Consider the following 23,477-nt stretch of genomic DNA (forward strand, 5'->3'; position numbering starts at 1 on the left):
GCCGGGTCGCACCCGCTCCCGTCACCGGACCACGCCAAGGAGGAGGCGCCATGGCCGCCGGCCGCCCCGCCCCCGCCGACACCCCGGGGCCCGCCGCGGTGGCCGTGCGCCGGCTGCTGGACCTCCTGGCCGCCGACGCGCCCGCCCAGGAACTCGCGGCCCAGCCGGCCCGCCTGCGCGCCGCCGGGGCGGACCCCGCGGACCTCACGTGGACCGAGGCGGCCACCGGGGCCGCCCTCACCGTGCGGCGCGTGCTCGACCAGTACCGCCGCCGCGAGGCGGAACTCGTCGCGCTGTACGACACCGCGGGCGACCTGGCCGGGCTGCGGGACCTCGACGCGGTGCTGCGCGCCATCGTCCGCCGGGCCAGGACCCTGCTCGGCGCCGACGTCGCCTACCTGACCCTGAACGACCCGGCCGCCCGCGACACGTTCATGAGGGTCACCGACGGGTCCGTCTCCGCGGCCTTCCAGCAGCTGCGCCTGGGCCTGGGGGAGGGGCTGGGCGGCCTGGTCGCGCAGACCGCCCGGCCCTACGCCAGCCGCGACTACCGCACCGACGCGCGCTTCCACCACACGGGCGCCATCGACGACGGGGTGGCCGAGGAGGGGCTGCGCGGCATCCTGGGCGTCCCGCTGCGCGTGGGCGAGGAGATCATCGGCGTGCTGTTCGCGGCCGACCGCACCCCGCGCGAGTTCACCCCCGACGCCATCGCCCTCCTCGGCTCGCTCGCCGACCACGCCGCCGTCGCGATCGACACCGCCCGCCTGCTGGAGGGCCAGCGCACCGCCCTCGCCCGTGTGGAGGCGGCCAACGAGACGGCCCGCGCCCACAGCGAGGCGCTGCGCCGCGCCTCCGACGCACACGACCGCCTCACCAAGCTCGTGCTGCGCGGCGCCGGCATCGACGACGTGGCGGCGGAGATCGCGACCCTGCTCGGCGGCGGGCTGGCCGTCCACGACACCGACGGCAGCGAACTGGCCCGGGCCGACACCGACCCGGTCACGCCCCGCGCCGAGGCCCTGGCCGCCTCCCGCGCCGACGGCCGCGCGGTGCTCGCGGACTCCCAGTGGACCTGCGCGGTGCTGGCCGGGACCGAGCCGCTCGGCAGCATCACCCTGACCCGGCGCACGGACCTGTCCGAGGCGGACCGCCGCCTGTTCGAGCGGGCGGCGCTGGTCACCGCGCTCCTGCTGCTGATGCGCCGGTCCGTGGCCGAGACCGAGGACCGGGTGCGCGGCGAACTCCTCGACGACCTGCTCGCCGGCCCGTCGCCGGCGGCACGCTGGGACAGCGGCAGCCTGACCCTGCGCGCCCGCCGCCTCGGCGTCGACCTGAACCGGCCGCACGCCGTCGCCGTCCTCGACTGCGACCCGTCCCTGCGCTCCCGGCTGACGGCCGAGACCGCCCGCAGGGCCCGCTTCCTCGACGGCCTGGCCGGAACCCGGCAGGGCCACGCCGTGCTGCTGGTGCCCTGCGACCGGCCCGGCACGCTGGCCGCCACCCTGGCCGCGGACCTCACCCGCGTGCTCGGATCCCCCGTGACGGTGGGCGCCGCCGGCCCCGGGCACGGACCGGACCGCCTCCCGGCGATCCACGCCGAGGCCCTGCGCTGCCTGCGGGCGCTGCACGCGCTCGACCGCACGGGCGACGGCGCCGACATCGCCGACCTGGGCTTCCTCGGCGTTCTCCTCGGCAACCGCGCCGACGTCGCCCCGTACGTCGAGCGGGTCCTCGGCCCCGTCCTCGCCTACGACGCCGAGCGCGGCACCGAACTGCTGCGCACCCTGCGCGCCTACTACGAGCAGGGAACCAGCCTCTCCCGCGCCAAGGAGGCCCTGCACGTCCACGTCAACACGGTCGTCCAGCGCCTGGACCGCGTCGCGCAGCTGCTCGGGCCGGACTGGAACACGCCGGCCAGGGCCCTGGAGACCCAGCTGGCGCTCCGCCTGCTCCAGCTCACCCGCGACGCGGACGCCGGACCGGGCGCCCGGCCCGGCCCGTGCGGGGCATGACGCCGGGCCGCCCCGGTGCACCGGGGCGGTGCGTCAGGACTCCCGCCGCCCCGACCCGAACGCCCGCAGGATGCCCTCCGCGGCCAGCGTCGCCGTCAACGTGCCCTCCCTGACCCGCTGTTCCAGGCCGGGAGCGGCCTCGCGCACCCCGGGGCTCGCGTGCAGCCGCCCCAGCAGCTCGTCGCGGACCATCGACCACGTCCAGTCGACCTGCTGCTCCCGCCGCTTGGCGGTGAGCCGGCCGGTGGAGTCCAGGAGCGTGCGGTGCTGCTCCAGCCGCTCCCAGACCGTCTCCAGCCCGGTCGACTCCCGGGCGCTGCAGTGCAGGACCGGCGGGGTCCAGAACGCGTCCTTGCCGTGCATGAGCCGCAGCGCGCCCGCCAGTTCCCGGGCCGCCGCCCGCGCGTCCCGCTCGTGGGGGCCGTCGGCCTTGTTCACGGCGATCACGTCGGCCAGCTCCAGGACGCCCTTCTTGATGCCCTGGAGCTGGTCGCCGGTGCGGGCCAGGGTGAGCAGGAGGAAGGAGTCGACCATGTTCGCGACCGCGGTCTCGGACTGGCCGACGCCGACGGTCTCCACGAGGACCACGTCGTAGCCCGCCGCCTCCATGACCACGATCGACTCCCTGGTCGCCTTGGCGACCCCGCCCAGCGTGCCCGCGCTGGGGGAGGGCCGGACGAAGGCGTCCGGATCGACCGCGAGCCGTTCCATCCGCGTCTTGTCGCCGAGGATCGAACCGCCGGTGCGGGTGGAGGAGGGGTCCACGGCCAGGACGGCGACCCGGTGGCCCAGCGAGGTCAGCAGGGTGCCGAACGCGTCGATGAACGTCGACTTGCCGACACCCGGCACCCCGCTCACGCCGATCCGCCGCGCCCGGCCGCTGTGCGGGAGCAGCTCGGTGAGCAACTCCTGCGCCAGCGCCCGGTGCTGCGGACGGGTGGACTCGACGAGGGTGATGGCGCGGGCCACCAGGGCCCGCTTCCCGTCGAGCACACCCTTCACATACGTGTCGAGATCGATCGGTGCCATCGGCGCTACAGGTCGTGGCCGAGGTCGGCCGCCAGCCGCCGCACCAGGCCGCCGGCGGCGTCCGGGATCACCGTCCCGGGCAGGAACACCTCGGCCGCGCCCATCTCCAGCAGCGTCGGCACGTCCTGCGGCGGGATCACCCCGCCGACCACGATCATGATGTCCTCCCGGCCCTCCTCCGCCAGCTTCTCCTTCAGCGCCGGGACGAGCGTCAGGTGACCGGCGGCCAGCGAGGACACGCCGACCACGTGCACGTCCGCCTCGACCGCCTGGCGGGCGACCTCCTCCGGCGTCTGGAACAGCGGGCCGACGTCGACGTCGAAGCCGAGGTCGGCGAACGCGGTCGCGATCACCTTCTGGCCGCGGTCGTGGCCGTCCTGGCCCATCTTGGCGACCAGGATGCGCGGCCGGCGCCCCTCGGCCTCCTCGAACCGCTCCACCAGGGCGCGGGTGCGGTCCACGGACGGGGACTGGCCTGCTTCGTTGCGGTACACGCCGGAGATCGTACGGATCTGGCTCGCGTGCCGGCCGTACACCTTCTCCAGGGCGTCGGAGATCTCCCCGACGGTCGCCTTGGCGCGGGCCGCCCGCACGGCCAGCTCCAGCAGGTTGCCGTCGCCGTCGGCCGCCCGGGTCAGCGCGTCCAGGGCGTCCCGGCAGGCGGTCTCGTCGCGCTCCGCCCGCAGCCGCCGCAGCTTCTCGATCTGCTGGGCGCGCACGGAGGAGTTGTCGACCTTCAGCACCTCGATCTGCTCGTCGCTGTCGACGCGGTACTTGTTCACGCCGATCACCGGCTGGCGGCCGGAGTCGATGCGGGCCTGGGTGCGGGCCGCCGCCTCCTCGATGCGCAGCTTGGGGATGCCGGCGTCGATCGCCTTGGCCATGCCGCCCGCCTGCTCGACCTCCTGGATGTGCGCCCAGGCCTTGCGGGCGAGGTCGTACGTCAGCCGCTCCACGTACGCGCTGCCGCCCCACGGGTCGATGACCCGGGTGGTGCCCGACTCCTGCTGGATGAGCAGCTGGGTGTTGCGGGCGATGCGCGCCGAGAAGTCCGTCGGCAGGGCGAGGGCCTCGTCGAGGGCGTTGGTGTGCAGCGACTGGGTGTGGCCCTGGGTCGCCGCCATCGCCTCCACGCAGGTCCGCGTGACGTTGTTGAACACGTCCTGCGCGGTCAGCGACCAGCCCGAGGTCTGCGAATGGGTGCGCAGCGACAGCGACTTGGTGTTCTTCGGGTCGAACTGGGAGACCAGCTTGGCCCACAGCAGCCGGGCCGCGCGCAGCTTGGCGACCTCCATGAAGAAGTTCATGCCGATCGCCCAGAAGAACGACAGCCGGGGCGCGAACGCGTCGACGTCCAGGCCGGCCTCGCGTCCCGCCCGGATGTACTCCACGCCGTCGGCGAGGGTGTACGCCAGCTCCAGGTCGGCCGTCGCACCGGCCTCCTGGATGTGGTAGCCCGAGATGGAGATGGAGTTGTAGCGCGGCATCCGCTGCGAGGTGTACGCGAAGATGTCGGAGATGATCCGCATCGACGGCTTCGGCGGGTAGATGTAGGTGTTGCGGACCATGAACTCCTTCAGAATGTCGTTCTGAATGGTCCCGGCCAGCTTCTCGGGCGGTACGCCCTGCTCCTCCGCCGCCACGATGTACAGCGCCAGCACCGGCAGCACGGCGCCGTTCATCGTCATCGACACGGTCATCCTGTCCAGCGGGATCCCGTCGAACAGCTGCCGCATGTCGAGAATCGAGTCGATGGCCACGCCCGCCATGCCGACGTCGCCGGTCACCCGCGGGTGGTCGCTGTCGTAGCCCCGGTGCGTGGGCAGGTCGAAGGCGACCGACAGGCCCTTCTGGCCCGCCGCCAGGTTGCGCCGGTAGAAGGCGTTGGACTCCTCGGCGGTGGAGAAGCCCGCGTACTGGCGGATCGTCCAGGGCTGGTTGACGTACATCGTCGGGTACGGGCCGCGCAGGTACGGCGCGACGCCCGGGTAGGTGCCGAGGAAGTCCAGGCCCTCCAGGTCACGGCCGGTGTACAGCGCCTTGACCCCGATGCCCTCCGGGGTCTCCCACAGCGGCTCTTCGGCGCCGGTCGCCCGCTCGACGGCGGCACGCCACTCCTCGGCGCCGCCGTCGACGGCCGGCGTCCCCAGCTCGATGCCGGAGAAGTCGGGGATTCCCATCAGGACACTCCCATGCGGTCGAGGGTCGCGGAGAGCACGTCTATGGCGTCGCAGCCCGCGAAGACGTACGAGTCGATGCCGGAGTAGTCGGCCGGACGCCCCGCCAGGACGACGTGCCGGGCCCCGGCCGCGCGCAGCGACTCGGCGGTCCGCTCGGCCTGTTCGGCGTACACGGCGTCGCTGGAGCACAGCACGGCCTCGGTGGCCCCGCTGTCCTCGAAGCGGCCCCCGGTGACCGGCTCGATGCCGCCCGCCTGGAAGAGGTTGGCGGCGAACGTCGAGCGGGCCGTGTACGCGGCGGGCGAGCCGAGCGTGGCGAGGAAGATCCGGGGGCGCGCGCCGGTCGCCGCCAGGTGGGCGTCGGAGCGGGCGCGCAGCTCCTCGTACGCCTCGTCGCGGCGCACCCGCGGCAGCCCGCCGGAGGGCGGCTCGGGCGCGGGCGTGCGCTCCACCGGCTTCTCCGACAGCAGCGGGAACTCGCTGACGCCGGTGATGGGTTCGCGCCGTTTGGCGAGCCGCTTGGAGCGCTCCGCCCACGTCGTCGCCAGGTCCGTGCGCAGCCGGCCCGAGCGCAGCACGGCCGCCAGGCCGCCGTCCCGCTCGATGGTCCGGAAGAACGACCAGGCGGCCTCGGCGAGTTCGTCGGTGAGCCGCTCCACGTACCAGGAGCCGCCCGCCGGGTCGATGACCCGGGCCAGGTGGGACTCCTCGACGAGGATCGTGGAGGTGTTGCGCGCGATGCGGCGGGCGAACGCGTCCGGCAGGCCGAGGGCGTGGTCGAACGGCAGCACGGTCACGGAGTCCGCGCCGCCGACCCCGGCGGCCAGCGTCGCGACCGTCGTGCGGAGCATGTTCACCCACGGGTCGCGGCGGGTCATCATCACCGGCGAGGTCACCACGTGCTGCGCCTGCGCGCCGGCCTCCGGCGCCCCGCACACCTCGGCGACCCGCGCCCACAGCCGGCGCGCCGCGCGCAGCTTGGCGATGGTCAGGAACTGGTCGGCGGTGGCCGCGTACCGGAACTCCAGCTGGGCGGCGGCCGCTTCGACGCCGAGCCCCGCCTCCGTCAGCTCCCGCAGGTAGGCCACGCCGGTGGCCAGGGAGGCGCCCAGCTCCTGCGCGGCCGAGCCGCCCGCCTCGTGGTACGGCAGCGCGTCGACCGTCAGCGTGCGCAGGCCCGGGTGGGTCCCGGCGCAGCGCGCGGCCAGCGCGGCGAACGGCGCGAAGTCCAGCGGGGTGCCGGTGCGGGCCTCGTGGCCGAGCGGGTCGGCGCCCAGGTTGCCGCGCACCGCCTTGGGGTCGGCGCCCGTCTCCTCGTACCGGCGCAGCAGCGCCTCGGCGGCGGCCTCCGTCTCGCGGCCCGCCTCCAGGACGACCGGCGCCAGGTCGAGGTGGACGCCGTCGAGTGCCCGGCCGAGGTCGGCGACCGGGATGCCGCCCTCGCCCAGCACCAGCCACAGCGAGGTGACGCCGTTCTCCAGGTCCGCCAGCACGGCGCCGTCGGCGAGCGCCGCGTGCCGCTGCCGGACGTCCCAGCCGCCCGCGGTGGCGCCCTCGGGGCGGCCGCCGCGCACGTACGGGGCGAAGCCGGGCAGGCCGGGGTCGGGCGCGGCGTCGCGCGCGGTGTACAGGGGCCGGGTGCGCAGCCCGTCCTCGAGCGTCGTGGACAGGGCGTCCTCAGCTGCCGCTCCCGAGACTTCCCGGCCCGACTTGCGCAGCACACCCTCGACCAGGCGTTGCCACTGCTCGTGTGTCGCGTCAGGGAACTCGGCGGCCAGTGGGAGCCCGTCGTCAGGCAGGACCGTCATGGCTCGGATGCTAGGGCAGGGCACTCGACCGGGAGCAGAGCGGGGCTTGTGACGTTTCCCTCGCCGTGGTTGTGACCTGTGCCTCCCCGGACCGGGAGTGCCCGTTTTCCTCCGGTTGGTGCGGCTGTCCGCCGAGGTCCGGGAGGCGTCGGGCGCGCCGTGGGCGGACATGCCGGCGACCGGGCCGGCGGGGGCCCGGTCGCCGGTGACGCCGGCTCAGCCGCGCAGGCCCAGGTCGGCCGGCCGCACGTCCCGGGTGGAGAGCGTCTGCGGGCCGCCCGTGAAGGCGCGCAGCCGCAGGTAGGTGTGGATCCCCACGTGCACCGGGTAGCCGCCGGAGGGCGCCCGCAGCTCCACGGTCGCCGTGGCGTGCGCGGGGATCGTCGCCGGGCCGCGCCGCAGGGACCAGTACCGGCTCATGCCCTGGCCCGTGGTGAGCATGTAGTGCGGGGTGAGCGGGGTGCCGCCGGTGTTGGTCACCCGCAGGGTCAGCGCGCCCACCGCGTGTGCCGAGGCGCGCCGCGCCGCCGTGATGTCCATGCGCAGCGGCGGCCGGCCGGTCACCGCCAGGGTCGCGCTCACCAGCGCGGGCAGCACCAGCAGCACCATCGTCCCGGCCAGCACCGGGCGGCGGCGCGGGCCGGTCAGCCACGCGGGGCGCGGCTGCCAGGCGCGGCCGAAGTCCGTGAGGGGCGCGGTGACCGCCGCCGCCAGCCACAGCGGGGTCATCATCAGGTAGTAGCCGTCCTGGGAGCGGGTCGCCAGGTAGAAGGCGCACCAGGGCAGCACGGTCGCCGCCGGGCCCAGCCGCCGCACGAACAGCACGAACAGCGCCAGCAGGGCGGCGGCGAACAGCATGCTCGCGTGGCCGTACCAGTCGAGCCGGTCGCTGCCGTGCGTGAAGTACAGGGAGACGTCCACCAGGCCCTGGCCGTGCAGGATCGCGCCCTGCGTGAGCGGCAGGGCGATCCCGTCCAGCCAGGGGCCCGGCTCGTGGACGATGAAGTACGTGTTGATCAGCAGCCAGGTCGTCGCGGCGATCCCGAGGATCCGCAGCAGCACCGCACCGGCCGCCCGGCCGCCCAGTTCGCCCCGGCGCACCGCGTACAGGCCGGCCAGCAGGAACGGCGTCACGAACCAGGGCAGTTGCTGCGTGGCGCACGCGGCGCCCAGGCACACGGCGCGCGCGATCCCCGCCGCGCCGAGCCGGCCGCCCGCGCCGATCCGCGGCCAGCGCACCACCACCGGGACCAGCAGGGCCAGGGCCACGATCGCCGGGTAGCCCTGGCGGGCGTACGACGGCAGGAAGCCGAACCCCAGGCAGACCATCGTCGCCGCCGAGCGCCACGGCACCGGCAGCATCCGCCACAGCACCGCAGCGCCGGCGACCAGTACGAGGGTCGCCGCCGCCGTCGCCGGGGCGCCGCCGTGGCCCAGCCACAGCAGCGGGGCGGTGAGCAGGGGGGCCAGCGGGGGGTAGCCGTAGGTGAAGTCGTACCCGCCGTCGATGGTCGCCGTCAGCGCGACGCCCTTGGCGTGGAACAGCCAGGGCCACGGCTGGTCGTACATCGGGTGCCCGGCGACCAGTTCGTGCGCCGCCTGCGTGGTCAGCACCGCCTCGTCGCCGCCGGCGTGGTCCAGCGCCCAGGTGCACAGCACGAGCGCGACCGCGGTCAGCAGCACGAGCAGGTCGAGGCGGGCCAGCGAGCGCGCCCGGCGGACGGTCAGCACGAGGACGCCGCTGACCAGGATGGAGACGTAGCAGACGCTGATGACCGCGGCGAGCACCGGCCGGTGGCTCGCCGCCTGGTTCCAGACCCCCCGGGTGCCGATGAAGAGGCTCACGTCCGCGAGCAGGGTCAGGACGCGGTGCCACTGCGCGGGGCCCTCCGGGGCGCGCGTGACGGCCGTGAGGGCGGGGGCCTTCGCGGCCCGCGCGGCGGTTCGGGGTCCGGCGGACACCACCGACCGCGTCCCCCGGCCGGGTGTCACCTCCTGCGTTTCTGCCAAGTGCACGCGACCGGACGCTAGTGGCGGCCGGTGAGCGGGGCGTGGCGCCTGGTGAAGAGTCCGGTGTGAGGGCGGTAAGAAGCGGGCGTATTCGTACATGTGCCGCAGGGGGTGGGATGCCGGTGCGGTCGCGCAGTGTGTCGCTGTTGGGCCGAACGGGTGACTTGGCGTAAGAATTGGCTGGTGCAGGCAACGAGTGCAAGTCAGGTCAGGGGGAGCCGGTGAGCCGTTACGACGTCACCGATGAACAGTGGGAGGGGCTCGCCCAGGTCGTGCCGCTGCGGGGCCGGGACGCCTGGCCGTCCGCGGTGGACCACCGCTCGCTGCCGGACGCCGAGACGGAGACCCGGCGCCGGTTCGTCGTCCTGCGCGTCAACGTCTTCGCGGACGCCCGCGACGTCGCCGAGACGCTGATGGCCGGGGCGCCGGTCCTCCTGGACCTCTCCAGTGCCGAGACGGAGGTCGCCAAGCGCGTCCTCGACTTCAGCACCGGCGTCGTCTTCGGCCTGTCCAGCGGGATGCACCGCGTGGACCGCAACGTCTTCCTCCTCACGCCGCCCGGCACGGAGGTCAGCGGGCTGATGGAGGGTGCGGCCGTCTCGGAGGGCTGAGGGCGGGGCGCCGGCGGCCGGCACCGGTCACCGGCGTTCGCCGGCCTGTCCCCCGTTCGTAGGAACCGGCGGCGGGCAAAACGGTTCGGCGTGTCCGCGCGGGCCTACCGTCCGCATGTGCCCGTGTCTTCCGCGCCCGCCGCGCCCGCCCCGTCGCCGTCGCCCCCGGTCCCGGGCGGGCCCGTCGACGTGCGGGCCCGGGTCACCGAGGTGCGGCTGTCCGCGTTCGCCGGGCACCGCCGGGCCCGGTTCCCGCTCGGGCCCGTCACGTTGCTCGCCGGGCCCAGCGGGGTGGGGAAGTCGACCGCGCTGGCGGCGTACGAGGCGCTGGCGCGGCTCGGGGGCGGGGCGGCGCTGGACGAGGTGTTCCCGGAGCCGGGCGCCTGCGTGCCGGAGCGGGCGCGGCCCGACGGCCAGGGGCGGCGCGGGTTCCGGATCGGGTGCACGGCCGACGGCGCGGCGGGCCCCGTCCGGCTCGACGTGGCCGTCCAGGCCGAGCCGCGGCTGCGGATCGTCGGCGAACGGCTGACGGCGGGCGACGTGGTCCTGCTGGAGACCGCCCTGCGCGACCCCGGGAGCCGGACCGTCCAGGCCGCCTGGCACACCGCGGGCTCCGCCCCGGTGACCCGCGCCCCCCTGCCCGACGACCAGCTCGGCACCGCCCTGCTGCCGCTGCGGGTGGCGGGCAAGACGGACGGGCAGCGCCGGGTGCTCGCCGCCGCCGAGCAGATGGTGGTCGCCCTGCGCTCCGTCTTCCCGTGCGACCCCCGCCCCGGGCGCATGCGGGCCCCCGTCCCGGCCGGCTCGGGGCGGCTCCTGCGCGGCTGCGACAACCTCGCCGACGTCGTCTGGCGCACCCGTTCCGAGTGCGGCCGCCGGCACGCCCTGCTGGTCGAGGCGCTGCGATCGGGCTGCGCCGGACCGGTGGCCGACCTGGTCGCCGAGCCGACGGCCGACGGCGCCGTCCGGGCGCTGCTCGACCGCGGCGACGGCTTCCGCACCGACCTGGCCCGGCTCGGCGACGGCGAGCTGCGCTACGTCGCCCTCGCACTGGTGCTGCTGACCGGGCCCGGTGTGCTGGACGTGGACACGCCGGGCGAGGTGCCCGACGCCCTGCGGACCCTGACCGTGCTCGCCGACGGCTTCGACCGCGGCCTCGACCCGGGCCAGCGCGGCGCCCTGCTGCGCACGGCGGTCCGGATGGGCGAGCGGGGGCACATCCGCTGCGTCGGCGCGGTGAGCGACGCCTCCTGGGCCACGGGAACGCAGGGCGTCACGGTGGTACACCTGGACCCGTGACGGAACACCCCGACCTGGCCGGACTCCAGCGCAGGCTCGCCGAGTTCGCCGCCGCGCGCGACTGGCAGCCCTACCACACCCCCAAGAACCTCGTGGCCGCCCTCAGTGTGGAGGCCTCCGAACTGGTCGAGATCTTCCAGTGGCTGACCCCGGAGGAGTCGGCCCGGGTGATGGACGACCCCGGCACCGCGCACCGGGTCAGGGACGAGGTCGCCGACGTCCTCGCCTACCTCCTGCAGTTCTGCGAGGTCCTCGGCATCGACCCGCTCGCCGCACTGTCCGCGAAGATCGACCGCAACGAGCACCGCTTCCCCGCGCCGGGCGCGCAGGACGGCTCCTGACCCGCCGCCAGGTCCGCGCCGCTCCGGAGTGGCAGGCTCCGCTATCACTCTCCGGAGTCAACTCCTGTGTCGCATCCGAATTGTTGTCCATTAATTTCCGTCTTGCTCTGGCATTCCGTTCCAGTCGCCCTCACTCTGGGTAATGAACAAGGGAGTTCGGCTGGCGTGCGGCCGACGCACGGAGGACGGGACGGGGGCAGCGCATGGATGCGGTGCGGCTCATTGCGACGAGCAGGCGGGCCCTGGCGGGTGGCGCCGACATGCCCGAGATGATGGCGGAGGTGTGGCAGGCACAGGCCCTGGCCCAGGCGATCGGCAGCCGCCTCGCGGTCTCCGGGCCGCCGGAACTGCGGGGCGAGGCGCTGGGCCTCACCGAACTGGCGGGCCGGGGCTGCGGAGCCCTGGACCCCCCGGTGCTCGACCCCGGCGACCTGCGCGCCGCCCAGCTCACCGAGCTGGACGACGCCCGCCAGGCCCTCCTCTGCCTCGGCGGGCTGCTCGGCGAGGTCGGCATGGCCCTGGTCGGCATGGCCAGCGCGGCGACCGACGAGACGACGTACTGGCAGTGCATGGAGGCCATCGACGCGGCGGACGAGTCCCGGGACCGCGTCCTGGAGATGCTGCGCAAGCTGGCGGCACGGGAGGAGGTCTTACCCGGGCGGACGGAGGACAGCCCCTCCGGGGTGTGAGAACAGGGCGGCGGTCCGGTGCCTGCACCGGTGGAGCCGCGCCCGGCGGCACCGGTGAGGCCGACGGGGCCGGGGCCGTGCAGGATGGAGGCATGGACCTGCGCATCTTCACCGAGCCCCAGCAGGGGGCCACCTACGACACCCTGCTCACCGTCGCGAAGGCCACCGAGGACCTCGGCTTCGACGCCTTCTTCCGCTCCGACCACTACCTGCGCATGGGCGACGTGGACGGCCTGCCCGGCCCCACGGACGCCTGGATCACCCTGGCCGGCCTGGCCCGCGAGACCAGCCGGATCCGCCTCGGCACCCTGATGACGGCGGCCACCTTCCGGCTGCCCGGCGTGCTCGCCATCCAGGTGGCCCAGGTCGACCAGATGTCCGGCGGCCGGGTCGAACTCGGCCTCGGCGCGGGCTGGTTCGAGGACGAGCACAAGGCGTACGGCATCCCGTTCCCCCAGGAGAAGTTCGGGCGCCTGGAGGAGCAGCTCGAGATCGTCACCGGTCTGTGGTCGACCAAGCTCGGCGAGACCTTCGACTTCCACGGCACGTACTACGACCTGACCGGCTCGCCCGCGCTCCCCAAGCCCGCCCAGGACCGCGTCCCCGTCCTGATCGGCGGGCACGGCGCGACTCGCACCCCGCGCCTCGCGGCCCGGTACGCCGACGAGTTCAACATGCCCTTCGCGTCTGTGGAGGACAGCGAGCGGCAGTTCGGCCGCGTCCGTGCCGCCGCCGAGCAGGCGGGCCGGGGCGCGGACGCCCTGACGTACTCCAACGCGCTCGTGGTGTGCGTCGGCCGGGACGACCGGGAGGTCGCCCGGCGGGCCGCCGCGATCGGCCGCGAGGTGGACGAGCTGAAGGCCAACGGGCTGGCCGGCTCCCCGGCCGAGGTGGTCGACAAGATCGGCCGCTACGCCGCGATCGGCTCCCGCCGCCTCTACCTGCAGATGCTCGACCTGCACGACCTGGACCACCTGGAGCTCATCTCCTCCGAGGTCCAGACCCAGCTGCGGTAGCGCCCACGCGCGACGACGGACCCGCGCCCCCGTCCCGGGGCGCGGGGCCGTGAACCGGAAAACGGGTGGTCACCGGGGGTCGCGGCCGACAGACTCGGACACGTGTTCCTGACGATCTCCACACGCGGCACCGCCGCCCTCCCGGCCACCGACCTCGGGTACCTGCTGCACAAGCATCCCGGCAAGGCGCAGAAGTTCTCGACGTCCTACGGCACCGCCCACGTCTTCTACCCGGAGGCGGACGCCGAGCGCTGCACGGCGGCGCTGCTGCTGGAGGTCGATCCGCTGGCGCTGGTGCGCCGGGGCAAGGGCAAGGGCCGCGGCGGAGCACCCGACGCGGCACTCGCGCAGTACGTCAACGACCGGCCCTACGCGGCCTCCTCGCTGCTCGCGGTCGCGCTGAGCGCCGTGTTCTCCAGCGCGCTGCGGGGTGTGTGCGCCGCGCGCCCGGAACGGGCCGCCGCGCCCCTGCCGTTGCGCGTCGAGGTGCCCGCGCTGCCCGCCCGGGGCGGCCCGGACCTCGTACGGGGCCTCTTCGGGCCGCTCGGCTGGGACGTGACCGCCGAACCGGTCGCCCTCGACGGCGAGTTCCCCGAGTGGGGCGACTCCCGCTACGTACGGCTCGTCCTGGAGTCGGAGGCGCTGACCCTCGCCGAGGCGCTGCGCCACCTGTACGTGCTGCTGCCCGTCCTCGACGACGCCAAGCACTACTGGGTCTCCTCCGACGAGGTCGACAAGCTGCTGCGGGCCGGCGACGGCTGGCTGGCCGGGCACCCGGAGCAGCAGCTCATCACCAGCCGCTACCTCTCCCGCCGCTGGTCGCTGACCCGGGCGGCGACGGAGCGGCTGGAGCTGGCGCGCCTGGCCGAGGCCGACGACAGCCAGGTCGAGGCCATCGACAACGCGGTCGAGCCGGAGACCGGGACCGAGGAGAAGCCGACGCCGCTCGCCGTGCGGCGCCGGGACGCGATCATCGAGGCGCTGCGCGCCTGCGGCGCGGCCCGCGTCCTCGACCTCGGCTGCGGGCAGGGCCGGCTGGTGCAGGAGCTGCTCAAGGACGCGCGGTTCACCGAGGTCGCCGGTGTCGACGTGTCCGTGCGGGCCCTCACCATCGCCGCGCGCAGGCTGAAGCTGGACCGCATGGGGGAGCGGCAGGCGTCCCGCGTGCAGCTCTTCCAGGGCTCGCTCGCCTACACCGACAAGCGGCTCAAGGGCTACGACGCCGCCGTGCTCAGCGAGGTGATCGAGCACCTGGACCTGCCCCGGCTGCCCGCCCTGGAGTACGCCGTGTTCGGGCACGCCCGCCCGCGCACGGTCCTCGTGACCACCCCGAACGTCGAGTACAACGTCCGCTGGGAGTCCCTACCGGCCGGGCACGTCCGGCACGGCGACCACCGCTTCGAGTGGACCCGCGAGCAGTTCCGGACCTGGGCGGGCGCCGTGGCCGAACGCCACGGCTACGGCGTCGGCTTCCGGCCCGTGGGGCCGGACGACCCGGAAGTCGGGCCGCCCACGCAGATGGCCGTGTTCACCCTGCACACCCACGCGAACGAGAAGGAGGCGAAGGCGGCATGACCGACACAGCACGGACCGGGGGACGGATCCTCCCCGTCACCGACCTCTCCCTCGTCGTCCTCGTCGGCGCCTCCGGCTCCGGCAAGTCCACCTTCGCCCGCCGCCACTTCAAGCCCACCGAGGTGATCTCCTCCGACTTCTGCCGCGGCCTGGTCTCGGACGACGAGAACGACCAGAGCGCCACCGGGGACGCCTTCGACGTCCTGCACTACATCGCGGGCAAGCGCCTCGCGGCCGGCCGCCGCACGGTCGTGGACGCCACCAGCGTGCAGCAGGACGCCCGGCGGCAGCTGATCGACCTGGCCAAGCGGTACGACGTGCTGCCCATCGCCATCGTGCTGGACGTCCCGGAGGAGGTGTGCGCCGAGCGCAACGCGGCCCGCACCGACCGCGCCGACATGCCGCGCCGGGTGATCCAGCGCCACATCCGCGAACTGCGCCGCTCCCTGCGGCACCTGGAGCGCGAGGGCTTCCGCAAGGTGCACGTGCTGCGCGGAGCGGAGGAGGCCGAGAACGCCACCGTCGTCACCGAGAAGCGGTTCAACGACCTGACCCACCTCACCGGCCCCTTCGACATCGTCGGCGACGTCCACGGCTGCTCCGCCGAACTGGAGTCGCTGCTCGGCAAGCTCGGGTACACCGACGGCGTCCACCCCGAGGGCCGCACGGCCGTCTTCGTCGGCGACCTCGTCGACCGCGGCCCCGACAGCCCCGGCGTGCTGCGGCGCGTGATGTCGATGGTGAAGTCGGGCAACGCGCTGTGCGTGCCCGGCAACCACGAGAACAAGTACGGCCGTCACCTCAAGGGCCGGGGCGTCCGGCACACCCACGGCCTCGCCGAGACCATCGCGCAGATGGCGGGCGAGAGCGAGGAGTTCAAGGCCGAGGTCCGGCAGTTCATCGACGGCCTGGTCAGCCACTACGTCCTCGACGGCGGCCGGCTGGTCGTCTGCCACGCCGGCCTGCCGGAGAGGTACCACGGCCGCACCTCGGGCCGGGTGCGCTCGCACGCCCTGTACGGCGACACCACCGGCGAGACCGACGAGTTCGGGCTGCCGGTGCGCTACCCGTGGGCGGAGGACTACCGCGGCCGGGCGGCGGTCGTCTACGGCCACACCCCGGTGCCGGAGGCCACCTGGCTGAACAACACCATCTGCCTGGACACCGGCGCGGTCTTCGGCGGCAAGCTCACCGCGCTGCGCTGGCCCGAGCGCGAGCTGGTCGACGTACCGGCCGAGCGGGTCTGGTACGAGCCGGCGAAGCCGCTGCGCACCGAGGCGCCGGGCGGTCAGGACGGCCGCCCGCTGGACCTCGGCGACGTGCACGGACGCAGGGTCGTCGAGACCCGGCACGCGGGACGGGTCTCGGTGCGCGAGGAGAACGCGGCGGCCGCCCTGGAGGTCATGAGCCGCTTCGCCGTCGACCCGCGCCTGCTGCCGTACCTGCCGCCGACCATGGCGCCGACGCCGACCTCGCGGGTCGACGGCTACCTGGAGCACCCGGTGGAGGCGTTCGCGCAGTACGCGGCCGACGGGGTGGCGCAGGTGGTGTGCGAGGAGAAGCACATGGGCTCGCGGGCCGTGGCCCTGGTGTGCCGGGACGCGGAGGCGGCGCGCGGGAGGTTCGGCGTGGACGGCCCGACCGGGTCGCTCTACACCCGTACCGGCCGGCCGTTCTTCGACGACGGCGAGGTGACCGAGGAGATCCTCGGCCGGCTGCGCGCGGCGATCGGGGCGGCCGGTCTGTGGGAGGAACTCGCCACCGACTGGCTGCTGCTGGACGCCGAGCTGATGCCGTGGTCGCTGAAGGCCTCGGGGCTGCTGCGCACCCAGTACGCGGCCGTGGGCGCCGCGTCCGGCGCGGTGCTCCCGGCCGCGCTCGCCGCGCTGGAGTCGGCGGCGGCCCGGGGCACCGACCTGGGCGGCCTGCTGGAGCGGCAGCGCGAGCGCGCCGCCGACGCGGCCCAGTTCACCGCCGCCTACCGCCGCTACTGCTGGAGCACCGAGGGCCTGGAAGGGGTCCGCCTTGCCCCCTTCCAGATCCTCGCCGCGCGGGGCCGCAGCCTCGCCGCGCTGCCGCACGACGAGCAGCTGGCCCTGCTCGACCGGCTGGTGGAGCACGACGGCACCGGACTGCTGCGGACGACCCGGCGGCTGCGCGTCGACACGACCGACCCCGAGTCGGTCCGCGCCGGCGTCGACTGGTGGCTGGAGATGACCGGCCGGGGCGGCGAGGGCATGGTCGTCAAGCCGCTCGGCGCGCTGGCCCGCACCGAGCAGGGGCGGCTGGTGCAGCCCGGGGTCAAGTGCCGGGGCCGCGAGTACCTGCGGATCGTCTACGGCCCCGAGTACACCCGCCCGGACAACCTCGCCCAGCTCCGCCGCCGGTTCCTGAACCACAAGCGGTCGCTGGCGCTGCGCGAGTACGCCCTCGGCCTGGAGGCCCTGGACCGGCTCGCGGACGGGGAGCCGCTGTGGCGGGTCCACGAGGCGGTGTTCGGGGTGCTCGCCCTGGAGTCGGAGCCGGTCGACCCCAGGTTGTAGCCCGCCGGCGGCCGCTCTTCACGGAACGCCCTTGTGCCGCACACGGATACGTCCATAGGGTGGACGGCCGTGCGGCACGGGGGTGTCCGCGCACCCGGGGAGGGGGGACCGTGGACGACGCGCAGGACGTGCAGGACGCGCAGCCGCAGGGGGCGGTGACGGTGGTGGGCATGGAGATCAGGAAGACCGTGGTCCGCGAGGACCGCGGCACCACCCGCCGGCCGGCGATCCTGGAGAAGCGGCCGACCTGCTGACCATGCGCCTCCACCTGGTCACGATGCCCTGGCAGCCGCTCGACCTGCCGTCCCTGCAACTGGGTCTGCTGAACCGGCTGGTGCGCCGGACCCGGCCCGGGACCGAGGTGACCGAGTTCCACGGCTCGCTGCGCTGGGCGGAGTTCCTGCTGGAGCACTCCGCGGGCGCGCTCCGGCCGGGCGACTACGTGGAGGTCGGCAGCGACGCGATCTTCCACGGGCTCGGCGACTGGGTCTTCTCCGGCGTCCTGTACGACGACCCCGGCTGGGGCCTGGACCGGCTGCGCGCCTACGCGGCCGACCGGGACGTCCCCGTAGCCACCGCCCTCGCCATGCGCCCCCACGCGGCCGCGTTCACCGCCGCCTGCGCCGCCGAGATCCTGGCGGCCGAGCCGGACGTCGTGGGGTTCACCACCACGTTCATGCAGAACGTCTCCTCCCTCGCCCTCGCCCGTGAACTCAAGTCCCGCAGGCCCGGGCTGACGGTGGTCCTCGGCGGCAGCAACTGCGACGGGCCGATGGGCCACGCCCTGCACCGCAACCACCCCTTTGTCGACCACGTGGTGCGCGGCGAGGCGGAGTACGCCTTCCCGGCCCTCCTGCGGCACCTGGAGGCGGGGACCGCGCCCGTGGACGTGCCCGGCCTGTGCTGGTGGGACGGGCCCGTGCCGCGGGCCAACACCGAGACCCGGCGGACCGTGGCGCCCGCCGACATCCCCTCGCCCGACTACGACCAGTGGCAGGAGGCCCTGGACGCCTCCCCGGTGCGGGAGTTCGTCCACCCCAAGCTGGTCGTCGAGGGCGCCCGGGGCTGCTGGTGGGGCGAGAAGCACCACTGCACCTTCTGCGGGCTCAACGGCTCCGCCATGGCCTTCCGGGCCAAACCGGGGGAGCGGCTGTGGGCGGAGGTCGACCGGCTGGTCCGCCGGCACCGGCTGCTCGACGTGGTCACCGTCGACAACATCCTCGACATGGCCCACTTCCGGGACTTCCTGCCCCGCGCGGCCGCGAGCGGCTGGGACCTGCGGCTGCACTACGAGGTCAAGTCCAACCTCACCCCCGACCAGCTCAGGCTCCTCGCCGACTCCGGCACCGTCCACATCCAGCCGGGCATCGAGAGCCTGGGCAGCCGGGTCCTGGACCTCATGGACAAGGGCGTCACCGCGGCCCGCAACGTCCGGACCCTGCGCGAGTGCGAGAACCACGCGCTGACCTGCTCCTGGAACCTGCTGTACGGCTTCCCCGGCGAGACGGCGGAGGACTACGCACCCGTCGTCGGCCAGCTGGCCGCCCTCGTCCACCTCCAGCCGCCGAGCGGCGCCCACCGCATCCAGCTGGAGCGCTTCAGCCCGCACTTCACCGACCTGGAGCTGGGCTTCCGGAAGCGCCGGCCGGCCCGGATGTACAGCCACGTCTACGACCTGCCCGAGAGCGAACTCGCGGACCTGGTCTACCTGTTCGACACCGACGACGCGGGGATCGGGGGAGCCGCGGAGCAGCGGCTGGGGGAGGCCGTCGCCGCCTGGCGGGCCGGGCACGCGCAGTCCCGGCTGCTGTTCGAGGAGGACGGCGCGGACCTGCTGGTGCACGATCGCCGGCACGGCTGGCCGGCCGCCACCCACCGGTTCACCGGCTGGCGGGCCGCGGCCCTGCGCCGCCTGGAGGACGGCCGCACGGTGGCCGCCCTGCACCGGCTGCTCGCCGCCGACGGCCACCCGGTCCCGGCGGACTCACTGGCCGAGTGGGTGCGGCACGCGCTGGCGCTGGGGCTGCTGTTCCGCGACGGCGGCACCTACGTCGCCCTGCCCACCTGGGGCGAGCCGGACCGGCTGCCGGACGGCGCCGACGGCGTCCTCTACCACCGGCGCGGTCCCGGCTTCGTCACCGTCATGGACCGCAGGGAGCCCGGCACGGCGGTCCGGCTCACCCTGGACCATCCCGCTCTCGTCGCCGCCTTCGACCTGCTCGCCGAGCCGACCCCGCTCGACACGCTGGACCCCGTCCAGCGGGAGGCCGTACGGCTGCTCACGGCCGAGCGCCTGGTGCGGGTGGAGGCCGGCCGGGCGGTCGCCCTTCCCCCGCGCATCCGGCGCTGGCCGGTCCCCTGCACGGCGATCTGACCTGAACGTCCCGGGACGCGGGGGCGGTCAGGCGGCCAGGGTCTGCGTCGCCCTGGTGGTGGTGACCGCCCTGCGGTCCGCCGTCATCCGCTCCAGCAGGGCGTCGGCGGCGGCCAGGGCCTCGTCCACCGTCTGGGTGCCGGTCATGACGCACAGCGTGTAGGAGGTGTCCTCGAGCTCTCGGCTCGAGTGGCCGGTGGGCTGCAGGTCGTGGCGGAAACGGGCGTCGGCGAAGCGGGCGAGCACCGCACGCAGTTCCTTCTCCGCAGGCAGCAACACAGCGACAACCTCCCTCGTCGGACGGGCCGTCGACGCGGCCCGCACATCAACGCAGCGCGCACCCACGGGGTGGCACGACAGTCGACACGGAGCAGATGGATGCTCCGTGCATCCGTGTGCCCCGCCAGGCTCACGTCATGCCTGGCGTCTCAGACGGCTGACCCACCGTCAAGGGAGACGCCCAGCCGGCCCGCCACGGCGGTGAGGGCCGCGCCGAGGGGGAGCGCGACGCGGGTGAGGGCGTGCCGGTCGCCCCGGGTCGGGTCCCGGTTGACGATCAGCACCGGCTTGCCGGCCTCGGCCGCCTGGCGGACGAACCGGAGCCCCGACATCACCGTCAGCGAGGAGCCCAGGACCAGCAGCGAGGCCGCCTCGCGGACCAGCGCGCGGCAGTGCTCGACCCGCTGCGGCGGAACGGCCTCGCCGAAGAACACCACGTCCGGTTTGAGGATGCCGCCGCAGAGCGCGCAGGGCACCACGCGGAAGTCCCCGACCTGGTCGTCGGTGAGGTCGGCGTCGCCGTCCGGGTTGATGCCGGCGGCCACCGGATCGAAGCCCGGGTTGGCCTCCTCCAGCCGCCGGGCGAGCTCCCGGCGCGGGCTGACGTCGCCGCAGGAGAGGCAGACGACCCGGTCCAGGCTCCCGTGGAGTTCCACGACGCCGTCGCTGCCGGCGGCCTGGTGCAGGCCGTCGACGTTCTGGGTGATCACACCCGAGAGCAGGCCGTGCCGCTCGAACGCGGCCACGGCCCGGTGCCCGGGGTTGGGGCGGGCCCGGCCGAAGGTGCGCCAGCCGAGGTGGCTGCGCGCCCAGTACCGGCGCCGGGCCTGGGCACCGGCGGTGAAGTCCTGGTAGGTCATCGGGGTGTGCCGGCTCAGGCTGCCGCCCTCGCCCCGGTAGTCGGGGATGCCCGACTCCGTGGAGATGCCCGCCCCGCTGAGCACCAGCACCCCGCCGCCGCCCAGCGCGTCGGCGACCGGCCGCAGGTCGGTGGTGCCGGGCGGCAGGTCCTCGGTGGGCGTCCAGGTCAGGGTGGGGCGCATGCGCATGCCGCCAGGGTACGGAACGGGTGTTCCGGCCGCCTTGCCGCTCGCGCTCATCGGTTCACCGCCCCGGGCACCGCTTCAGGAGCCGATCGCGCTGTCCCGGTCGGGATAGACCGCGAAGATCTGGTCGAGGCCGACGATGCGCAGCACGCGCAGGGTGTGGGCCGGGACCGCGGCGAGCGCGATGTCGGCCTGGGCGGCGTGTGCGTGGTTGCGGGCGTTGATCAGGGCGGTGAGGCCGCTGGAGTCGCAGAACTCCATGCCGGACAGGTCGATGACGAGGCGCTGCCCCGGCCGGAGGTCGAGTGTGGTGAGCCGCTCGCGCAACTCGTCGGCGTTGGCGTAGTCGAGTTCGCCGATGATCTCCAGGACGGGACCGGTCGTGGCGTCTCGGGTGGTGATCGCCAGCGGGCTCATGCGGGGCCTCTCCTCGGAGGGCGGGCGGCGGGGTGGGCGGGGGCACCGAGGGCGAGCAGGGCGGTGTCGTCGTCGAGGCCGTCGCCGAAGGAGGCCAGCAGGCCGGTCAGGGCCCCCACGACGGCCTGCGGGGACCGGCCCGCCAGGCCGGTGGCGAAGGCGAGCAGGGCCTCGTCCCCGTACAGGCCCGTACGGTCGTCGCCGGTGCGGGCCTCGGTGAGCCCGTCGGTGTAGAGCAGCAGGGTGTCGCCGGGGCCGAGGGTGGCGCTGGCGGTGGTGAAGTGCGCGCCGGGCACGACGCCGACGAGGAGGCCGCCGGGGGTGGGCAGGTAGCCGGCCGTGCCGTCGGCGCGCAGGACGAGGGCCGGGGGGTGCCCGCCCGCGGCGAGGTGGACGGCGACCCGGCCGGTCGCGGGGTCGGGTTCGAGCGTGCCGTAGACGGCGGTGCAGTAGCGCGGGTCGCCGCTGCCCGAGTAGCGCTCGTAGAGCACCTTGTTCAGGGTGGTCAGGGCGGCGACGGGGCCGGGGTCGTGCAGGGCGGCGGCGCGCAGGGTGTAGCGGGTCAGCGAGGTGAGCGCGGCGGCCTGGGGGCCCTTGCCGCACACGTCGCCGAGGAAGAAGGCGAAGCGTGTGCCGTCGACGGGGAAGACGTCGTAGAAGTCGCCGCCGAGCCGGTCGGGGGAGGCCGTGTGGTAGTGGGCGGCCGTCTCCACCCCGGGGACGGCCGGCAGGCTGTCGGGCAGCAGCGACTGCTGGAGTACGGCGAGGGCCTCCTGCAGCCGGGTGCGGTCGGCCTCCGCCTGCCGGCGCGCCTCCTCGGCCGCCTTGCGGCCGCGCAGGAGCTCCTCCTCGTAGGCGCGGCGCTCCCGGGCGTCGAAGAGGGTGGTGCGGATCAGCAGGGGTTCGCCGGTGCTGCCGTGCTTGACCGCCGAGGACACCAGCACCGGCATCCGGCCGCCGTCGGCCCGCCTGACGTCCAGGGCGATCCCGCTGAGCTCGCCCTGCATCCGCAGCAGCGGCGCGAAGTGCGTCTCGTGGTACAGCCTGCCGCCCACGGTCAGCAGGTCGGTGAAGCGCATCCGGCCGACCACCGCCTCGCGTTCCAGGCCGAGCCAGTCCAGCAGCGTGGTGTTGATCTTCGCGACGGTGCCGTCCATCAGCGTGGACAGGTACCCGCACGGCGCGGACTCGTACAGGTCCTCGGCGCTGTCCTCCAGCAGTGCGGCGAACGACGCCGTGTCCGCGAGCCTGCCGGCCCCGGCGTCGGCCCCGGCGCCGGTGTCGGGGTCCTGCGGGTCCGGCTGCTGGTCGGCCGGGCACATCATCGCAGGCCCGCGAGGAAGGTGGTGATCGCCTCGTTGGTGGCCTCGGGCGCGGACAGGTGCGGGCAGTGGCCGGTCGCGTCGAGGGTGACCAGGGTCGAGCCGGGTATCGCCGCGTGGACGAAGGCGCCGACCTCCCGGGGCGCTATGACGTCCTGGGTGCATTCCAGGACCAGGGTGGGCACCCGCACGCTTTTGAGGTCGTCGCGGGAGTCCGACAGGAACGTGGTCCGGGCGAAGACGCGCGCCATGTCCGGGTCGGTGGCGCAGAAGCTGTTCCTCAGTTCGTCGCCCAGTTCGGGCCGGTCCGGGTTCCCCATGATCACCGGTGCCATCGCGGCCGACCAGCCCAGGTAGTTCGACTCCAGGGACGCCAGCAGCTCGTCGATGTCGGCCGCGCTGAACCCGCCCCGGTAGCCGTCGTCGTCGAGGTAGCGCGGCGACGGCGCCACCATGACCAGCGCGCCGATCCGCTCCGGGGCCGTGCGGGCCGCGAGGACACCGATCATCGCGCTGACGGAGTGCCCGACGAACACCGCGTCGCGCAGGTCGAGCGCCTCGCACACCTCCACCGCGTCGCGGGCGTACCCGTCCAGGGAGGCGTAACGCTTCTCCGAGAACGCGGACGGGTCGGAGCGGCCCGACCCCACGTAGTCGAAGAGCACGACCCGGTGGTCCCGGGCCAGGGCGGGCACCGTCGCCCGCCACATGTTCTGGTCGCAGCCGAACCCGTGGGCCAGCACCACCGCCGGCCCCTGCGGGTCGCCGGTGACGGTGACGTTGTTCCTGCGGGTTACATCCATACCGGCCAGTCTCTCAGGCCCCGGCCGGTACTCCGGCACGGCGCCGCCCCGCCGGGCGCGGCCCGGTGCCCGGCCCCGCCCGGACGGGCACCGGCGAAAACCGCCGAGAGGGGCGTGAAG

Annotated in this window: 19 protein-coding genes; 10 read left to right on the top strand and 9 right to left on the bottom strand. The window is 74.6% G+C overall.

Annotated elements, in window-relative coordinates; genetic code table 11:
- The first annotated feature begins 50 nt into the window (after positions 1–50).
- Entirely contained in the window at positions 51–2,015 is a 1,965-nt protein-coding gene (locus AQJ66_RS00280; protein WP_061914550.1) for a helix-turn-helix domain-containing protein, read from the top strand.
- Between the two features lie 33 nt (positions 2,016–2,048).
- On the opposite strand, the gene meaB is transcribed toward AQJ66_RS00280, so the two are convergent.
- From meaB to AQJ66_RS00300, 4 genes are all read right to left on the bottom strand, one after another.
- Entirely contained in the window at positions 2,049–3,044 is a 996-nt protein-coding gene (gene meaB / locus AQJ66_RS00285) for a methylmalonyl Co-A mutase-associated GTPase MeaB (protein ID WP_061914553.1), read from the bottom strand.
- 5 nt (positions 3,045–3,049) lie between these two features.
- Positions 3,050–5,224: a methylmalonyl-CoA mutase gene (gene scpA / locus AQJ66_RS00290; protein WP_061914556.1), complete on the bottom strand. Its 2,175-nt coding sequence runs from the start codon at positions 5,222–5,224 to the stop codon at positions 3,050–3,052.
- A complete protein-coding gene (locus AQJ66_RS00295) occupies positions 5,224–7,032 on the bottom strand; it encodes a methylmalonyl-CoA mutase family protein (RefSeq protein WP_061914559.1) in 1,809 nt (602 codons plus the stop codon). The genes scpA and AQJ66_RS00295 overlap by 1 nt, the downstream gene beginning before the upstream one ends.
- A 216-nt stretch (positions 7,033–7,248) precedes the next feature.
- Positions 7,249–8,997: a hypothetical protein gene (locus AQJ66_RS00300; protein WP_425264258.1), complete on the bottom strand. Its 1,749-nt coding sequence runs from the start codon at positions 8,995–8,997 to the stop codon at positions 7,249–7,251.
- A gap of 266 nt (positions 8,998–9,263) precedes the next feature.
- On the opposite strand from AQJ66_RS00300, the gene AQJ66_RS00305 reads away from it, so the two are divergent.
- The 9 genes from AQJ66_RS00305 (at position 9,264) to AQJ66_RS00340 (ending at position 19,490) form a co-directional block, all read left to right on the top strand.
- Positions 9,264–9,653 (top strand): cell division protein SepF, encoded by a 390-nt coding sequence (locus AQJ66_RS00305; RefSeq protein ID WP_061914562.1) that lies wholly within the window; start codon positions 9,264–9,266, stop codon positions 9,651–9,653.
- 117 nt (positions 9,654–9,770) lie between these two features.
- Entirely contained in the window at positions 9,771–10,952 is a 1,182-nt protein-coding gene (locus AQJ66_RS00310; protein WP_341849395.1) for an AAA family ATPase, read from the top strand.
- Entirely contained in the window at positions 10,949–11,293 is a 345-nt protein-coding gene (locus tag AQJ66_RS00315) for a nucleotide pyrophosphohydrolase (RefSeq protein ID WP_061914569.1), read from the top strand. The genes AQJ66_RS00310 and AQJ66_RS00315 overlap by 4 nt, the downstream gene beginning before the upstream one ends.
- Positions 11,294–11,496: 203 nt before the next feature.
- Positions 11,497–11,982, top strand: coding sequence for a DUF6099 family protein (locus tag AQJ66_RS00320; protein ID WP_079059995.1), 486 nt, complete (start codon positions 11,497–11,499; stop codon positions 11,980–11,982).
- A gap of 92 nt (positions 11,983–12,074) precedes the next feature.
- Positions 12,075–12,998 (top strand): LLM class F420-dependent oxidoreductase, encoded by a 924-nt coding sequence (locus AQJ66_RS00325; protein ID WP_061914573.1) that lies wholly within the window; start codon positions 12,075–12,077, stop codon positions 12,996–12,998.
- A gap of 102 nt (positions 12,999–13,100) precedes the next feature.
- A complete protein-coding gene (locus tag AQJ66_RS00330) occupies positions 13,101–14,573 on the top strand; it encodes a 3' terminal RNA ribose 2'-O-methyltransferase Hen1 (RefSeq protein ID WP_061914577.1) in 1,473 nt (490 codons plus the stop codon).
- The gene (locus tag AQJ66_RS00335) at positions 14,570–17,116 is read left to right on the top strand and encodes a polynucleotide kinase-phosphatase (RefSeq protein ID WP_061914580.1); all 2,547 of its coding nucleotides are present in this window, start codon (positions 14,570–14,572) and stop codon (positions 17,114–17,116) included. Before AQJ66_RS00330 ends, AQJ66_RS00335 begins: the two co-directional genes overlap by 4 nt.
- Positions 17,117–17,226: 110 nt before the next feature.
- Positions 17,227–17,370 carry a hypothetical protein gene (locus AQJ66_RS38710; protein ID WP_159052513.1) on the top strand — a complete coding sequence of 48 codons (144 nt, stop codon included), beginning with the start codon at positions 17,227–17,229 and terminating at the stop codon, positions 17,368–17,370.
- 2 nt (positions 17,371–17,372) lie between these two features.
- The gene (locus AQJ66_RS00340) at positions 17,373–19,490 is read left to right on the top strand and encodes a RiPP maturation radical SAM C-methyltransferase (RefSeq protein WP_167359134.1); all 2,118 of its coding nucleotides are present in this window, start codon (positions 17,373–17,375) and stop codon (positions 19,488–19,490) included.
- Between the two features lie 27 nt (positions 19,491–19,517).
- On the opposite strand, the gene AQJ66_RS00345 is transcribed toward AQJ66_RS00340, so the two are convergent.
- The 5 genes from AQJ66_RS00345 to AQJ66_RS00365 form a co-directional block, all read right to left on the bottom strand.
- Positions 19,518–19,769: a DUF5133 domain-containing protein gene (locus tag AQJ66_RS00345; RefSeq protein ID WP_061914583.1), complete on the bottom strand. Its 252-nt coding sequence runs from the start codon at positions 19,767–19,769 to the stop codon at positions 19,518–19,520.
- Positions 19,770–19,918: 149 nt separating this feature from the next.
- Positions 19,919–20,818 (bottom strand): NAD-dependent protein deacetylase, encoded by a 900-nt coding sequence (locus AQJ66_RS00350; protein ID WP_061914586.1) that lies wholly within the window; start codon positions 20,816–20,818, stop codon positions 19,919–19,921.
- Positions 20,819–20,893: 75 nt separating this feature from the next.
- Complete coding sequence (locus AQJ66_RS00355; RefSeq protein ID WP_061914589.1) at positions 20,894–21,232, bottom strand: STAS domain-containing protein; 339 nt, start codon at positions 21,230–21,232, stop codon at positions 20,894–20,896.
- Positions 21,229–22,557 carry a PP2C family protein-serine/threonine phosphatase gene (locus tag AQJ66_RS00360; RefSeq protein WP_107118822.1) on the bottom strand — a complete coding sequence of 443 codons (1,329 nt, stop codon included), beginning with the start codon at positions 22,555–22,557 and terminating at the stop codon, positions 21,229–21,231. The genes AQJ66_RS00355 and AQJ66_RS00360 overlap by 4 nt, the downstream gene beginning before the upstream one ends.
- Positions 22,554–23,357, bottom strand: a complete 804-nt coding sequence (locus AQJ66_RS00365; RefSeq protein ID WP_061914595.1) for an alpha/beta fold hydrolase — start codon at positions 23,355–23,357, stop codon at positions 22,554–22,556. The genes AQJ66_RS00360 and AQJ66_RS00365 overlap by 4 nt, the downstream gene beginning before the upstream one ends.
- Positions 23,358–23,477 lie beyond the last annotated feature (120 nt).

It is taken from the genome of Streptomyces bungoensis, from assembly GCF_001514215.1.
In the GTDB taxonomy this organism is placed as follows: Bacteria; Actinomycetota; Actinomycetes; order Streptomycetales; family Streptomycetaceae; genus Streptomyces; species Streptomyces bungoensis.

What these genes read in the sequence shown, in the direction of transcription:
- AQJ66_RS00280 (WP_061914550.1), top strand. Translation starts at nt 51, where the DNA reads ATGGCCGCCGGCCGCCCCGCCCCCGCCGACACCCCGGGGCCCGCCGCG.
- meaB (WP_061914553.1), bottom strand. Translation starts at nt 3,044, where the DNA reads ATGGCACCGATCGATCTCGACACGTATGTGAAGGGTGTGCTCGACGGG.
- scpA (WP_061914556.1), bottom strand. Translation starts at nt 5,224, where the DNA reads ATGGGAATCCCCGACTTCTCCGGCATCGAGCTGGGGACGCCGGCCGTC.
- AQJ66_RS00295 (WP_061914559.1), bottom strand. Translation starts at nt 7,032, where the DNA reads ATGACGGTCCTGCCTGACGACGGGCTCCCACTGGCCGCCGAGTTCCCT.
- AQJ66_RS00320 (WP_079059995.1), top strand. Translation starts at nt 11,497, where the DNA reads ATGGATGCGGTGCGGCTCATTGCGACGAGCAGGCGGGCCCTGGCGGGT.
- AQJ66_RS00325 (WP_061914573.1), top strand. Translation starts at nt 12,075, where the DNA reads ATGGACCTGCGCATCTTCACCGAGCCCCAGCAGGGGGCCACCTACGAC.
- AQJ66_RS00335 (WP_061914580.1), top strand. Translation starts at nt 14,570, where the DNA reads ATGACCGACACAGCACGGACCGGGGGACGGATCCTCCCCGTCACCGAC.
- AQJ66_RS00340 (WP_167359134.1), top strand. Translation starts at nt 17,373, where the DNA reads ATGCGCCTCCACCTGGTCACGATGCCCTGGCAGCCGCTCGACCTGCCG.
- AQJ66_RS00350 (WP_061914586.1), bottom strand. Translation starts at nt 20,818, where the DNA reads ATGCGCATGCGCCCCACCCTGACCTGGACGCCCACCGAGGACCTGCCG.
- AQJ66_RS00355 (WP_061914589.1), bottom strand. Translation starts at nt 21,232, where the DNA reads ATGAGCCCGCTGGCGATCACCACCCGAGACGCCACGACCGGTCCCGTC.
- AQJ66_RS00360 (WP_107118822.1), bottom strand. Translation starts at nt 22,557, where the DNA reads ATGATGTGCCCGGCCGACCAGCAGCCGGACCCGCAGGACCCCGACACC.
- AQJ66_RS00365 (WP_061914595.1), bottom strand. Translation starts at nt 23,357, where the DNA reads ATGGATGTAACCCGCAGGAACAACGTCACCGTCACCGGCGACCCGCAG.